The 12,655-nt window shown below is 66.6% G+C and carries 17 protein-coding genes; 15 read left to right on the forward strand and 2 right to left on the reverse strand.

Going from position 1 to position 12,655, the window contains the following annotated elements:
* The first annotated feature begins 1 nt into the window (after position 1).
* From ASC81_RS19475 to ASC81_RS19510, 8 genes are read left to right on the forward strand one after another with little or no spacing between them, the layout of a single operon-like run.
* Positions 2–859, forward strand: coding sequence for a SirB1 family protein (locus ASC81_RS19475; protein ID WP_056270730.1), 858 nt, complete (start codon positions 2–4; stop codon positions 857–859).
* A 14-nt stretch (positions 860–873) separates the two neighbouring features.
* Positions 874–1,560: a DnaA regulatory inactivator Hda gene (gene hda / locus ASC81_RS19480; protein ID WP_056270733.1), complete on the forward strand. Its 687-nt coding sequence runs from the start codon at positions 874–876 to the stop codon at positions 1,558–1,560.
* Positions 1,557–2,225 carry an HAD family phosphatase gene (locus ASC81_RS19485; protein ID WP_056270736.1) on the forward strand — a complete coding sequence of 223 codons (669 nt, stop codon included), beginning with the start codon at positions 1,557–1,559 and terminating at the stop codon, positions 2,223–2,225. Before hda ends, ASC81_RS19485 begins: the two co-directional genes overlap by 4 nt.
* A complete protein-coding gene (gene pcnB / locus ASC81_RS19490) occupies positions 2,222–3,775 on the forward strand; it encodes a polynucleotide adenylyltransferase PcnB (RefSeq protein ID WP_056270738.1) in 1,554 nt (517 codons plus the stop codon). The genes ASC81_RS19485 and pcnB overlap by 4 nt, the downstream gene beginning before the upstream one ends.
* Positions 3,772–4,248, forward strand: coding sequence for a 2-amino-4-hydroxy-6-hydroxymethyldihydropteridine diphosphokinase (gene folK / locus ASC81_RS19495; RefSeq protein ID WP_056270741.1), 477 nt, complete (start codon positions 3,772–3,774; stop codon positions 4,246–4,248). The genes pcnB and folK overlap by 4 nt, the downstream gene beginning before the upstream one ends.
* Positions 4,249–4,263: 15 nt before the next feature.
* The gene (locus ASC81_RS19500; RefSeq protein WP_056270744.1) at positions 4,264–4,620 is read left to right on the forward strand and encodes a DMT family protein; all 357 of its coding nucleotides are present in this window, start codon (positions 4,264–4,266) and stop codon (positions 4,618–4,620) included.
* 58 nt (positions 4,621–4,678) lie between these two features.
* The gene (locus ASC81_RS19505; protein WP_056270746.1) at positions 4,679–5,326 is read left to right on the forward strand and encodes a DUF47 domain-containing protein; all 648 of its coding nucleotides are present in this window, start codon (positions 4,679–4,681) and stop codon (positions 5,324–5,326) included.
* A gap of 9 nt (positions 5,327–5,335) precedes the next feature.
* A complete protein-coding gene (locus ASC81_RS19510; RefSeq protein WP_056270749.1) occupies positions 5,336–6,346 on the forward strand; it encodes an inorganic phosphate transporter in 1,011 nt (336 codons plus the stop codon).
* Here the strand turns inward: ASC81_RS19510 and ASC81_RS19515 are convergent.
* Positions 6,340–6,765 (reverse strand): hypothetical protein, encoded by a 426-nt coding sequence (locus tag ASC81_RS19515; protein ID WP_056270751.1) that lies wholly within the window; start codon positions 6,763–6,765, stop codon positions 6,340–6,342. The genes ASC81_RS19510 and ASC81_RS19515 overlap by 7 nt on opposite strands.
* Positions 6,762–7,316: a GNAT family N-acetyltransferase gene (locus ASC81_RS19520; protein WP_056270754.1), complete on the reverse strand. Its 555-nt coding sequence runs from the start codon at positions 7,314–7,316 to the stop codon at positions 6,762–6,764. The genes ASC81_RS19515 and ASC81_RS19520 overlap by 4 nt, the downstream gene beginning before the upstream one ends.
* A gap of 198 nt (positions 7,317–7,514) precedes the next feature.
* Here ASC81_RS19520 and rpsP point away from each other — a divergent pair, with 198 nt between their 5' ends.
* The 7 genes from rpsP to cobT all read left to right on the forward strand — a co-directional run bounded on the left by rpsP (position 7,515) and on the right by cobT (position 12,655).
* Positions 7,515–7,772: a 30S ribosomal protein S16 gene (rpsP, locus tag ASC81_RS19525; RefSeq protein WP_056270756.1), complete on the forward strand. Its 258-nt coding sequence runs from the start codon at positions 7,515–7,517 to the stop codon at positions 7,770–7,772.
* 79 nt (positions 7,773–7,851) lie between these two features.
* Complete coding sequence (gene rimM, locus ASC81_RS19530) at positions 7,852–8,367, forward strand: ribosome maturation factor RimM (protein ID WP_235533714.1); 516 nt, start codon at positions 7,852–7,854, stop codon at positions 8,365–8,367.
* 10 nt (positions 8,368–8,377) lie between these two features.
* The gene (gene trmD / locus ASC81_RS19535; RefSeq protein WP_056270762.1) at positions 8,378–9,130 is read left to right on the forward strand and encodes a tRNA (guanosine(37)-N1)-methyltransferase TrmD; all 753 of its coding nucleotides are present in this window, start codon (positions 8,378–8,380) and stop codon (positions 9,128–9,130) included.
* A gap of 121 nt (positions 9,131–9,251) precedes the next feature.
* Positions 9,252–9,605 carry a 50S ribosomal protein L19 gene (gene rplS, locus ASC81_RS19540; protein ID WP_056270764.1) on the forward strand — a complete coding sequence of 118 codons (354 nt, stop codon included), beginning with the start codon at positions 9,252–9,254 and terminating at the stop codon, positions 9,603–9,605.
* A gap of 63 nt (positions 9,606–9,668) precedes the next feature.
* Positions 9,669–10,352, forward strand: a complete 684-nt coding sequence (locus tag ASC81_RS19545) for a CoA pyrophosphatase (protein WP_056270767.1) — start codon at positions 9,669–9,671, stop codon at positions 10,350–10,352.
* 268 nt (positions 10,353–10,620) lie between these two features.
* The gene (locus tag ASC81_RS19550) at positions 10,621–11,610 is read left to right on the forward strand and encodes a CobD/CbiB family protein (protein ID WP_056270770.1); all 990 of its coding nucleotides are present in this window, start codon (positions 10,621–10,623) and stop codon (positions 11,608–11,610) included.
* A gap of 19 nt (positions 11,611–11,629) precedes the next feature.
* On the forward strand, positions 11,630–12,655 hold the full coding sequence (gene cobT / locus ASC81_RS19555) for a nicotinate-nucleotide--dimethylbenzimidazole phosphoribosyltransferase (protein ID WP_056270772.1): 1,026 nt from the start codon (positions 11,630–11,632) through the stop codon (positions 12,653–12,655).

A 12,655-nucleotide genomic window follows, 5' to 3' on the forward strand; every position in this document is an offset into this window, starting at 1 on the left:
TATGAAGTTTGCCCGGCCCACGCCCCTCGACTACTTCGCCACGCTGGTGGCGCAGGATGACGGGTTGAACCTGCTGGAAGCCGCCGTCAGCCTGGCGCAGGACGAGCATCCGCAACTCGATGTGCAGACGGTGCTGTCCGAAGTCGACCGGCTCGCCGGGCGGCTGCGCGAACGCATCGCGCCAGAGATGGCGCCGGCCGAGCGGCTGCGGCTGCTGACGCGCTTTTTCCATGGCGAGCTGGGGTTTGCCGGCAACCTCAACAACTACTACGCGGCCGACAACAGCTTCGTTCACCGCGTGTTGGAAATGCGGCGCGGCATCCCCATCACGCTGGCCGTGCTGCTGCTGGAACTGGCCGAGCACGCCGGTCTGCGCGCCGCTGGCGTGGCCTTCCCCGGCCACTTCCTCGTCAAGTGCCGGATCGGGCTGGGCGAGGTCGTCATCGATCCTTTCACGGGGCAGCAGCTTTCCGCGGCGCGACTCGATGAACGCCTGGCGGTCTATCGCCATGGCAGCGGTCTGCCGCAGGACCTGGACCTGCCGCTGGAGTTCTTCCTGCGTGCCGCGACGCCGCGTCAGATCCTGGCTCGCATGCTGCGCAACCTGAAGGAGGTGCACCGTGCTGCTGGTGACTGGCCGCGCCTGCTGGCGGTGCAGCAGCGCCTCGTCGTGCTGCTGCCGGGCGATGCGGTCGAGCGGCGGGATCGCGGACTGGTGCTGGAGGCTGTCGGCGCGCTCGCAGCCGCGGCCGTTGACCTGGCCTTCTATCTTGCCCAGCGCCCCGACGCGCCTGACTCCGGACAACTGCGCGACCGCCTGGCCCTGCTGCTAGATCAGGGCCCGCCGCCGCTGCAGTGACAGGGCAAACGCTCATGAGACAGATACCCCTCGCTTTGCTGGCGCCGCCTGCACACAGCTTCGACAACTTTCTGCCCGGCGCCAACGCCGAGGCGCTGGCCTATCTGCTCGGCCTGGTGCCCGGTGACCCGCCCGTGCTGTTGTGGGGACCGACGGGATCCGGCAAGACCCATCTGTTGCAGGCGCTGGCCCAACGATGGCAGGCCGCCGGTCAGCGCGTCGCCTGGTATGACGCCGACACGGCCCTGCCTTGGGAGTTGCCGGCCCATGAAAGCCTGCTGCTGCTGGACGATTGCCAGCGCTTCGACGCGGGCCAGCAGCATGCGGCGTTCGCGCTCTTCGTCGCCTCGGCCGGGCAGGGCTATACCGTCGTTGCGACGGCTGACGCGCCCGCCGTCGACCTGGCCGTGCGTGAGGACCTGCGCACGCGCCTGGGTTGGGGGCCAGGCTTCGCGCTGCAACCGCTGCGCGAAGCCGAGATGCGCGCCGCGCTGCGCCGTGAGGCTGACCGCCGCGGCCTGCTGCTGACCGAGGAAGTGCTGTCCTATCTGCTGACGCGCTTCGAGCGCAATCTGAAAGGGCTGATGAAACTGCTCGAACGCCTGGACGAGTTCGCGCTGGTCAGCAAACGCGCGCTGACGCTGCCGCTGCTGAAGGCCATGCTCGCCGATGAAAAACCTGACCCTGACGCCACCTTATGAACCTGACGCTCTTTGACCTCGACGGGACGCTGATCCCGGTGGATTCCGATCACGCCTTTGGCGGATTCATGGTGGACGTGGGCTGGGTGGACGGCGCCGTCTGGGGCGCGAAGAACGATGAGTTCTTCGCCCAGTACAACGCCGGCACGCTGGACCTGCCGGCCTATGTGGATTTCGCAACTTCGGCCTGGCGCAGCCGACCGCTGGCGGAGGCGCTGGCGATGCGGGAACGCTTCATGGTCGAGGTGATGAAGCCGGCTTTGCGCCCCGAGGCCGTCGCGCTGGTCGAGCAACACCGCGCCGCGGGTGACCTGATCGCCCTGGTCACCGCGACCAACGAATTCGTCACCGCGCCGATCGCGGCGGCCTTCGGCATCGAACATCTCATCGCCGTGCAGCTTGAGCGCGATCCCGAGGGGCGCTACACCGGCGCCATCCACGGTGTGCCGAGCTTCCGCGAGGGCAAGATCGCGCGGGTGCAGGACTGGCTGCAGGGCCTGGGGGCACAATGGCATGGGTTCGAGCGCGTGACTTTCTACAGCGACTCGACCAACGACCTGCCCTTGCTTGAACGCGTCAGCCACCCGGTGGCGACCAATCCCAGCCCGGCACTCGCTCAAATTGCCGCCGAACGCGGCTGGCCTCAGTTCCAACTCTTCGCATGATCAAGAAGTTCATCGACAAGCTGTTCAGCAAGTCCACGCCCGCGGCTGCCAAGAAGGCCAATCCGCTTGGCAAGCGTGTCGAGGTCGAGGCCGATGTTCATGGCATCAACCCCGACCTGCTCGATGAGCGCGCCGTCAAGGTCGTCAAGACGCTGACCGATGCAGGCTTCGAGGCCTATATCGTCGGTGGCGCGGTGCGCGACCTGCTGCTCAACGTGCGCCCCAAGGACTTCGACGTCGCGACCAACGCGACGCCCGAGCAGGTCAAGGGTCTGTTCCGCCGCGCCTTCATCATCGGCAGGCGCTTTCGCATCGTCCACGTCGTCTACGGCCGCGGCCGCGAGCATGAGGTCATCGAGGTCTCGACCTTCCGCGCGCTGCCGACCGAATCGGACGCAGTCGGTGGCAACGAGAAGACGGCCAAGAGCGAGCTCGAGGGCAAGTCGCATGCGGTGGACGCCAGCGGCCGCGTGCTGCGCGACAACGTCTGGGGTCCGCAGATCGAAGACGCCGCGCGCCGCGACTTCACGGTCAACGCCCTGTACTACGACCCGGTGCGCCGGCTTGTCGTCGACTACCACGGCGGCCTGGCCGACGCCAAGGCCAAGCTGCTGCGCATGATCGGCGACCCCGAGACGCGCTACCGCGAAGACCCGGTCCGCATCATCCGCGCGGTGCGCTTTGCGGCCAAGCTGGGCTTCACGCTGGAGCCCAAGACGCTGGCGCCCGTCAAGGCTTCGTCGGCGTTGCTGGCCAATGTGCCGGCCTCGCGCCTCTTTGACGAGATGATCAAGCTGCTGCAGACCGGCCACTCCCTGGCCAGCATTGCGCAGTTGAAGAAGCTGGGCCTGGCGCGCGGCATCTTCGCCGTGCTGGACGCGATGCTGACGGAGAGCGGCGACTTGTATGAGGGCGTGCGCGGCGACTTCGTGCGCCAAGCCTTTGAAGACACCGACCGCCGCGTGCAGGAAGGCCGCGGCGTCAGCCCCAGCTTCATGCTCGCCTGCATGCTCTGGCACGAGGTGCTGGACCGCTGGACCAGAATCCGCGCCAGCGGCGAGCCGCCCGTGCCGGCGCTGGCCCAGGCCATCGACGCCGTCTTCGACGCCCGCATCGGCGACATCTCCGGCCGCGGCAAGCTGGCCGGGGACATGCGCGAGATCTGGATGATGCAGACGCGCTTCGAGCGCCGCAGCGGTTCCGGCGTCTTCAGCCTGATCGAGCAGCCGCGCTACCGCGCCGGCTTCGACTTCCTGCGCCTGCGCGCCGATGTCGGCGAGATCGACCCGGCACTGGCCGACTGGTGGGAAGACTTCGCCCTCGGCAGCGACGACGACCGCCAGGCGCTGCTGGCCGACGCCCGCACCGCGCAGCAGAAGCAGCCGCGCGTCGTGCGCGCGCCGCGGGCCGAAGCGCCGGCCAGTGAAGACACGGAAACTGCCGCCGTCGTCGATGTGGATGCGGACGCGCCTGTCAGGAAGCGCCGCCGTCGCCGCCGCAAGCCGGGCGGCGGAGATGGCGCCGCGGCGCCCACGCCAGCCGCCGAGTGAGTTCTCGCACCTACGTCGGCCTGGGCGCCAACCTTGGTGGCGATCTCCTCGCCACGCTGACGCAGGCGGTGCGGGCGCTATCTGCTTTGCCCGGAACGCGGCTCGTGGCCGTGTCGAGCGCATGGCGCAGCGCTCCTTTGGATGCGAGCGGCCCGGACTTCTTGAACGCCGTCGTCGGGCTGGACACGACGCTGCCGCCGATCGAGCTGCTGGATGCGCTGCAGGCCATCGAACAGGCCCACGGCCGCGAGCGCCCCTACCGGAACGCGCCACGCACGCTTGACCTGGATCTGCTGCTCTACGGCGACGCCGTGCTGGGCACGCCGCGCCTGACGCTGCCCCACCCGCGGCTCGGCGAGCGCGCCTTTGTGCTGCGCCCGTTGCTGGAGATCGCGCCGGAGCTGGCGCCGCTGGCGACCTGCCGGGGCTGGCAGGCGCAGCGCATCGAGCGCAGCGGCCCCATCCCGATTTGATCTCAGGAGACCTCGATGTTTTCGACCCTTGCCGGCTGGCAGACCGCGGGTCTGCTGTTGCTGTCCAACGTGTTCATGACCTTCGCCTGGTACGGGCACCTGAAGGGGCTGGCCGCCAAACCCTGGTGGATCGCCGCCCTCATCAGCTGGGGGATCGCCTTGTTCGAGTACCTGCTGCAGGTGCCCGCCAACCGCATCGGCCACGGCGCCGGGTTCTCGCTGGCCCAACTCAAGATCACTCAGGAAGTCATCACGCTGGCCGTTTTCGTGCCGTTCAGCCTGTACTACATGGGCGAGCCGATGAAGCTGGATTTCCTGTGGGCAGGGCTTTGCCTGATGGGTGCCGTCTACTTCATCTTCCGGTCTGCTTGATGACGGTTGCGTGACAGCGCCCGCTAAACTGCGCGCCTTCGAGAATTGAAAGACGCCGATGCTTTTTGGCAAGCTGCTGCCCCGCGAGGGCAATTTTTTTGAGCTCTTCAATGAGCATGGCGGTTTCATCGCGCAGGGAGCGCGCGCTTTCCTGAAGATGATCGAGAACTATGCCGACCCGACATTGCGCCAGCAGTATGCGGACGAGGTCGACAAGGCGGAGCATGCGGCCGACCGGATCACCGCAGAGGTCAACCGGCTGTTGCACCGCACATTCATCACGCCCATCGACCGCGAGCAGATCCATGGCCTGATCAATGCAATGGACGACATCCTCGACCTGCTGCAGGACTCGTCCGAGACGCTGTCGCTCTACGACGTGCGTACCGTGCCCGAGCAGGTGCTGCAGCTGGCGACGCTGTCGGTGCGCTGCTGCGAGCGCGTGCAGCACGCCGTCACGTTGCTGCCCAACCTGAGCAAGCCGGCGACCACCGAGGCGGCGCTGAAGACCTGCGAGGAGATTGATCGCCTGGAGTCGGACGCGGACCGTGTGATGCGCTCGGCGATGTCGCGCCTGTTCCGCGAAGAGCCGGATGTGCGTGAACTGATCAAGCTCAAGGCCATCTACGAGCAACTGGAGTCCATCTCCGACCGTTGCGAAGACGTGGCGAACCTGATCGAGGGCATCGTCCTCGAGAACTCCTGAAAAGCCCCCATGGCATCCGCTGAGATCGCCTTCTGGGTGGTGGCCCTGCTCGTCGTGCTGGCCCTGGTGTTCGACTTCATGAACGGCTTCCACGACGCGGCCAACTCGATTGCCACCGTCGTCTCGACCGGCGTGCTGAAACCCCAGCAGGCCGTGCTGTTCGCAGCTTTCTTCAACGTGCTGGCCATTGCCTTCTTCCAGTTGAAGGTGGCTGCCACCATCGGCAAGGGCATCGTCGAGCCGGGCATCGTGGACCACCACGTCGTCTTTGGCGCGCTGATCGGCGCCATCGTCTGGAACGTCATCACCTGGTGGTGGGGCATCCCGTCGAGTTCCTCGCACGCGCTGATCGGCGGCATCGTCGGTGCGGTCATTGCCAAGGCCGGGCCGCAAGCACTGATCGCCGGCGGCATCTGGAAGACGGTGGCATTCATCCTGGTGTCGCCGCTGCTGGGGTTCTTGCTTGGCTCGCTGTTGATGGTTCTCGTTGGCTGGATCTGCCGACGCAAGTCGCCCATACGCATTGACCGATGGTTCCGGCGGCTGCAGCTGGTATCGGCAGGCCTCTACAGCCTCGGCCATGGCGGCAATGACGCGCAGAAGACCATCGGTCTGATCTGGATGCTATTGATTGCTGCCGGCATGATGGGCACGGGCGAGTCGTCGCCGCCGAGCTGGGTCATCGTGTCCTGCTATGTCGCCATCGGCCTGGGCACGATGTTCGGCGGTTGGCGGATCGTGCAGACCATGGGTCAGCGCATCACCAAGCTCAAGCCGGTCGGCGGCTTCTGCGCCGAGACGGGCGGCGCAATCACGCTCTTCCTGGCAACGGCGATGGGTATACCGGTGTCGACGACGCACACCATCACCGGCGCCATCGTCGGTGTGGGTTCGGTCCAGCGCGCCTCGGCCGTGCGTTGGGGCGTGGCGGGCAACATCGTCTGGGCATGGATCTTCACCATCCCGGCGGCCGCCGTGATGGCCGGCGTCTGCTACTGGGCCAGCTTCATCCTCTACTGACCGGCCTGGGATTCGAAATAGCGCTGTGCGCTGAAGGCGATGGTCGCCATCAGCGCCGTGCCGCCGAACAGCAGGCACAGCACCACGCCGATGACGGCCGCCCAGCCGCCCGATGAGGCCGGCCGGCCGGCATTGAAGCGTGCGTTCCAGCGCTCGTCCTGCATCAAGCCATAGACGATGCCACTCAACAGCGCCGCAACAAGGCTGACGCCGAGCCAGGGAATCAGCGCCCAGGCCAGGCGATCATCCTGGCCCAGCTGGTTCATGCGCAGCACGCCGACCAGCCCGAGCAGCGTAGGCACTGGATAAGCCCAGCCCCAGGGGTCCTTCAGGCCATGCAGATAGAAGCGGTGCAGGCCGAGGGTGCCGCCCAGCAATGCCAGCCAGGTTGCCGCTGCCTTATGCCTTGTGGCATTCATTCAGCGGCCGCGGCGCTGTCGCCAAGACCGAGCGTGCGCTGCATCAGCACAACGTCGAGCCAGCGGCCAAATTTCCAGCCCGCGCTCTTGAGCACGCCGGTGTGTTCGAAGCCCAACGCGGTATGGACACCCACCGAGCCGATATTGGCCGCGTCGCCGATGACCGCCAGCATCTGGCGAGCGCCTGCGGCTTCGCAGCGGGCAATCAATTCGGCCAGCAACAGCCGGCCGATACCCTGGCCCTGAGCGTCGGGCGAGAGATAGATCGAGTCCTCGACACAAAAGCGGTAGGCCAGGCGTGGCCGGAAGTAATTGGCATAGGCATAGCCCAGCACGACGCCATCCCGTTCTGCCACAAGCCACGGCAGGCTGCGCCCCAACACTTCCTGGCGACGCCGGCCCATTTCGTCGACCCCGGGCACCTCGGTCTCGAAAGTGCCGGTGCCATTGAGCACAGCCACCGCGTAGATGGCCTGGATGGCGGGCAAATCGGCGTCAGTGCTGGGTCGTATGCGCAAAGCGCTGGCGGGAGCAGGGGAGGGCAGAGACATATCTTGTCTGGAATTGATGCTGAACGAGTTTATAATGCTGAGTTCTGGTGCCGGCCGTGGGGAGCTGCAGCGTATCTACGGCGCCAGAGACGGTGGCAACACCGGCGGGAACTCGCCGCGAACGATCTGCTCGCCCTGAGTGTCTCCTGGTGCGGTGATCGCCAAGTCCATCATCACGTCATCAGTTTAGGAAACATCATGGTTGTCATTCGTCTTGCCCGCGGCGGTTCCAAGAAGCGCCCGTTCTACAACATCGTCGTGGCCAACAGCCGCCAGCGCCGTGATGGCCGCTTCATCGAGCGCGTCGGCTTCTACAACCCAGTCGCGTCCGGTGCTGCCGAAAAGCTGCGCGTCGAGCAAGACCGCGTGAGCTACTGGATCGGTGTCGGCGCCCAGCTGTCGCCCACGGTCGAGCGCCTGGTCGGCGACGCCAAGAAGGCCACCCCGGCCGCTTAAAGCAGTGGCAGGCAACAAGCCTCAGCAAGACGGCGCTTCGGCGCCGTCTTTTGCTTCCTGGCCCGAAGACTTGCAGCCTGTGGGTCGCATCCTCGACGCCTGGGGCATCAAGGGCGGCCTCAAGGTCCAGGCCTATTCCGCCGACGCGGCCGCGCTGTTCAGCGCCAAGCGCTGGTATCTGAAATCCACCGGGCCCAAGCCAGCCCAGATGATGCTGGACCTGAAGTCGGTCCGCGAGCAGGGTGAGGGCATCGTCGCCACAGCGGAAGGTGTGGATGACCGCAATGCCGCCGAGGCGCTGCGGGGCCACGAAATCTTCGTGCCGCGCAGCGAATTCCCCCGAACGCCGGATGGCGAGTATTACTGGGTCGATCTGATTGGCCTGGACGTCATCAACCGGGAATTACAGCCGCTGGGCCGTGTCATCGGGCTGATCGACACCGGCCCCCACGCCGTGCTCCGCATCCTGCCGCCAGGGGTGGAAGAGCCTGCCAAGCCCGACCAGGAAAGATTGATTCCTTTCGTCGGCGCATTTGTGGACGATGTGAATCTTGAGACAAGGCAGATCCGGGTCGACTGGGGCCTCGATTTCTGAGGCCTGAGGCATGCGCTTCGACGTCCTGACGATCTTCCCGGAACTGTTCGGGCCTCATCTGACACACGGCGTCACGCGGCGCGCCTTCGAGAGCCGTCAGGTCGACGTGCGCCTCTGGCCGCTGCGCGACTTTGCCGAGGGCAATTACCGCCGCGTCGATGACCGCACCTTTGGCGGCGGCCCCGGCATGGTCATGCTGGCGGAGCCGCTTGAGAAGGCGCTCGCCGCCGTCAAGGCTGATCGCGCCGAAGCGGCGCCGACAGTCATTCACTTCACGCCGACCGGCAACCGCATCGACCAGGCCTGCGTCCAGGCACTGGCCGGCGGCCCCGGGGCCATTCTCCTCTGCGGTCGCTACGAGGGCATAGACCAGCGCGTGCTGGACAGCCACGTGACGCTGGAGCTGAGTCTCGGCGACTTCGTGCTGTCGGGTGGAGAGCTTCCGGCGCTGGCGTTGTTGGACGCCGTTGCGCGGCTGCAGGACGGTGTGCTCGGCGACGTGCAGTCTCACGAGCAGGACAGCTTTTCCGACGGCCTGCTGGATTGCCCGCATTACAGCCGACCCGAGATGTTGTCGGACGGCCGCGGCGTGCCGCCGGTGCTGCTGTCTGGTCACCATGCCGACATCCGGCGCTGGCGCCGCGAGCAGTCGCTGGCGCTGACAGCGGCGCGGCGGCCTGATCTCATCCAGGCTGCACGGGCGGCTGGTCGACTGAGCAAGGCCGATGAAGCCTTCCTGGCCAGCTCTAGGCAAAACCCGTAAGCGGCGGCTATACTCGCGGGCTGTCCGATCCTCTGGCGGGTCGAGTGGCTGAAGCATTCAAGACGTTCCAGCTGCAAACATCCCGATAAATAGCGCCCCGCCAAGATCTCCAGGAGTACAGATGAACCTGATCCAAACCCTTGAGCAAGAAGAAATTGCTCGCCTGAACAAGACCATCCCGGCCTTCGCCCCCGGCGACACCGTGATCGTCAGCGTCAACGTCGTTGAAGGCAGCCGCAAGCGCGTGCAGGCCTACGAAGGCGTTGTCATTGCCAAGCGCAACCGCGGCCTGAACAGCAGCTTCATCGTCCGCAAGATCTCGAGCGGTGAAGGCGTCGAGCGCACCTTCCAGCTCTACAGCCCGCTGATCGCGACCATCGAAGTCAAGCGTCGTGGCGATGTCCGCCGCGCCAAGCTGTACTACCTGCGCCAGCGTTCGGGCAAGTCGGCTCGAATCAAAGAGAAGCTGGCCTAATCAGCCTTTTCGCTTCACTGAGGCCGCCCGGAGCTACGCTCTCGGCGGCTTTTGTTTTTTCGCATGAACCGACCTGCCATCACCCAGCCTCATCTCGTGCCCGTCACGAGCATCGACGAGCACCTGCCGGCTGTTCCCGCCGACTTGCTGACCGCTCAAGCCATCCGTGCCCGGCTCGCCGCGCTGTCCGCTTGGACGCCAGAGTTCGCCGGCGACGGCGGTCTCTTCGCCGGGCGGGAGCCGGCCGGTGCGGCCGTCCTCGTGCCGCTGGTGCAGCGTGAAACGGGCTTGAGCCTGCTGCTAACCCGGCGCACTGACCATCTGCGCGACCACGCCGGCCAGATCAGCTTCCCCGGTGGGCGCGTCGAGCCCGAGGACGATGGTCCGGTCGCGACGGCGCTTCGTGAGACCGAGGAAGAGATCGGCCTGTCGCGCAGCCATATCGAGGTCATTGGCCAGTTGCCCGTCTATTCGACCGTGACGGCCTTCCAGGTGACGCCGGTGGTTGCGCTGATCGAGCCCGGTTTCACGCTCCAACTCGATGGCTTCGAAGTGGCCGAGGCCTTCGAAGTGCCGCTCGCCTTCCTGATGAACCCGGCGCATCACCGCCACCACACGTTCGAGTTCGCCGGCGCCGAGCGACGCTTCCTCTCCATGCCCTGGCATGGTGGCGAGCGCGAATACTTCATCTGGGGTGCGACGGCGGCGATGTTGCGCAACCTCTATCGGCTGCTCATCACCGGCTGAGCTCCACGGCGCCACTATCATCCCGGCCCATGATCCTGGAAACGGCAGTTGACCGCTTGCCATTCATCGACTCGGTGGCTCCATCAACAGGTGATAGGTGCCGCCAGCGTCACCACTCCGTTGAGCAGCGCTGCAAGCCCGCTGGTCTGGCGCTTCGGGCCGCTGGCAGCGTTGCTCATCCTTGTGGGCAAGAGCCCACTGCGTCGTCGCGCCTCGCCATCAACCCGCTTCGCCAGCCCCTCGGGCTCGCTCAACTGCCGTTTCCAGGATGAATTTCTTCGCGGTGCTGCTGGCGCTGTTGTGTGAGCAACTCAAGCCCTTGAGGCATGGCAACCGCGTGCACGAGTCCGTCATCGGCTGGGTGCGCTGGACCGGCCGGAACTTCGATGCAGGCCACGAGCGCCATGCCGTCGTTGTCTGGGCCATTACCGTGCTGGTGCCTGGGCTGGCCATCACGGCGATCTATCTGGCGCTGCGCCATTTCAGCCTGCTGCTGGCGCTGGCGCTGGACGTGCTCATCCTCTACCTGACCCTGGGCTTTCGCCAGTTCAGCCACTACTTCACCGACATCCGCGATGCGCTGGAGCGCGGTGACGACGCGACCGCGCGCCAGCTGCTGGCCGAGTGGCGCCATCTCGACGCCAGCGAGCTGCCGCGCACGGAGCTGATCCGCCACGTCATCGAGCACTCGCTGCTGGCAGCTCACCGTCACGTCTTCGGCGTGTTCTTCTGGTTCATCGTCTGCTCGACCATCGGCTTAGGGCCGGCTGGCGCGGTCGTCTACCGCATGGCCGAGTTTGCCGGCCGCTACTGGGCCTTCAAGAGCCGCACGCTCGACGCGCCGACCAATCCGCGCCTGCTCGCCTTGTCGCGCCAGGCCTTCACGGTCATCGACCATCTGCCTGCGCGGCTGACCGCCACCGGTTTCGCCATCGTCGGCAACTTCGAAGAGGCCGTGAACGGCTGGCGTCGCGACGCCAGCCTCTGGCTGCATTCCAACGAGGGCATCATCCTGGCGTCCGCGGCCGGCGCCGTCGGCCTGCAGCTCGGCGGCGCCGCGGCCCCCGGCATCACGCCAGACCGCAGCAAGACCTTTGATGCCGGCTCAGAGCCCGATGCGACCGGCGCCGCCGGTTCCACCGCCGGTGCGCCGCCCCAGCTCGGCCATCTCCAGAGCGTCGTCGGCCTGGTGTGGCGCTCTGTCGTCTTGTGGATGCTGCTGTTGGCGCTGCTGACGCTGGCCAATCTCGTCGGTTGAACGGCCGACCCGCCCCTTTATGAACTTCCCCGAATTGCCGGCGCTGGCCGAGCCCCGCCTGAGCGCGCGCGTGCAGCACGCCCTCGACCACAAGACCAAGCCCTTGGGCGCCCTCGGTCGCATCGAGGCGCTGGCCCTGCAGCTTGCGCTGATCCAGGGCGTCGAGCGGCCCGCGCTGCAGGCACCTCAGCTCGTCGTCTACGCGGCCGATCACGGTCTGTCGCGCCGTGGCGTGTCGGCCTTTCCGCGCGAAGTAACGCCGCAGATGGTCGCCAACATGCTGGCTGGTGGCGCAGCCGTCTCGGTATTGGCTCGCCAGCAAGGTCTGGCGCTGAGTATTGCTGATTGCGGTGTCGATGCGCCGCTGGCCGAGGGTGCCATCGACCTGCGCATCGCGCCCGGCACTGCCGACGCGAGCGCCGGCCCGGCGATGTCGCTTGAGCAGGCCGAGCGCGCCCTGCGCAACGGCATGGCATTGGTCGAACGGCTGCCCGGCAATGCGCTGCTGCTGGGTGAGATGGGCATCGGCAACACCTCGTCGGCCAGCCTGCTGATGCAGCGCCTGACCGGCCTGCCGCTGGTCGATTGCGTCGGCCGCGGTACCGGGCTGGACGATGCCGGTCTCGCGCGCAAGTTGGCCGTGCTCGATGAAGCGCTGGCGGCCAATGCTGACGCGCGAACCCTTTTGGAGATGGCCGCAGCGTTCGGCGGCTTCGAGATCCTCACGATGGCCGGCAGCGTCGTTGCTGCCGCGGCGCAGCGCCGCGTCGTCGTCGTCGACGGCTTCATCACGACGGCCGCCGTCGCGCTGGCGCAGGCGCTGTGTCCGGGCGTGTTGGACGCCTGCGTGTTCGCGCATCGGTCGGCCGAGGGACCGCATGCGCTGTGGCTGCAGCGGCTCGGCGTTCGCCCGCTGTTGGACTTGGACCTGCGCCTGGGTGAGGGCAGTGGCGCGGCTCTGGCCTGGCCGCTGCTGACGGCGGCCTGCGCCCTGCTGGCCGACATGGCCAGCTTTGAAAGCGCCGGCGTCAGCAACCGGGACTGA

This window comes from Pelomonas sp. Root405 (assembly GCF_001425165.1).
Lineage (GTDB): Bacteria > Pseudomonadota > Gammaproteobacteria > Burkholderiales > Burkholderiaceae_C > Pelomonas.

What these genes read in the sequence shown, in the direction of transcription:
- ASC81_RS19475 (WP_056270730.1), top strand. Translation starts at nt 2, where the DNA reads ATGAAGTTTGCCCGGCCCACGCCCCTCGACTACTTCGCCACGCTGGTG.
- hda (WP_056270733.1), top strand. Translation starts at nt 874, where the DNA reads ATGAGACAGATACCCCTCGCTTTGCTGGCGCCGCCTGCACACAGCTTC.
- ASC81_RS19485 (WP_056270736.1), top strand. Translation starts at nt 1,557, where the DNA reads ATGAACCTGACGCTCTTTGACCTCGACGGGACGCTGATCCCGGTGGAT.
- pcnB (WP_056270738.1), top strand. Translation starts at nt 2,222, where the DNA reads ATGATCAAGAAGTTCATCGACAAGCTGTTCAGCAAGTCCACGCCCGCG.
- ASC81_RS19500 (WP_056270744.1), top strand. Translation starts at nt 4,264, where the DNA reads ATGTTTTCGACCCTTGCCGGCTGGCAGACCGCGGGTCTGCTGTTGCTG.
- ASC81_RS19505 (WP_056270746.1), top strand. Translation starts at nt 4,679, where the DNA reads ATGCTTTTTGGCAAGCTGCTGCCCCGCGAGGGCAATTTTTTTGAGCTC.
- ASC81_RS19510 (WP_056270749.1), top strand. Translation starts at nt 5,336, where the DNA reads ATGGCATCCGCTGAGATCGCCTTCTGGGTGGTGGCCCTGCTCGTCGTG.
- ASC81_RS19515 (WP_056270751.1), bottom strand. Translation starts at nt 6,765, where the DNA reads ATGAATGCCACAAGGCATAAGGCAGCGGCAACCTGGCTGGCATTGCTG.
- ASC81_RS19520 (WP_056270754.1), bottom strand. Translation starts at nt 7,316, where the DNA reads ATGTCTCTGCCCTCCCCTGCTCCCGCCAGCGCTTTGCGCATACGACCC.
- rpsP (WP_056270756.1), top strand. Translation starts at nt 7,515, where the DNA reads ATGGTTGTCATTCGTCTTGCCCGCGGCGGTTCCAAGAAGCGCCCGTTC.
- trmD (WP_056270762.1), top strand. Translation starts at nt 8,378, where the DNA reads ATGCGCTTCGACGTCCTGACGATCTTCCCGGAACTGTTCGGGCCTCAT.
- rplS (WP_056270764.1), top strand. Translation starts at nt 9,252, where the DNA reads ATGAACCTGATCCAAACCCTTGAGCAAGAAGAAATTGCTCGCCTGAAC.
- ASC81_RS19545 (WP_056270767.1), top strand. Translation starts at nt 9,669, where the DNA reads ATGAACCGACCTGCCATCACCCAGCCTCATCTCGTGCCCGTCACGAGC.
- ASC81_RS19550 (WP_056270770.1), top strand. Translation starts at nt 10,621, where the DNA reads ATGAATTTCTTCGCGGTGCTGCTGGCGCTGTTGTGTGAGCAACTCAAG.
- cobT (WP_056270772.1), top strand. Translation starts at nt 11,630, where the DNA reads ATGAACTTCCCCGAATTGCCGGCGCTGGCCGAGCCCCGCCTGAGCGCG.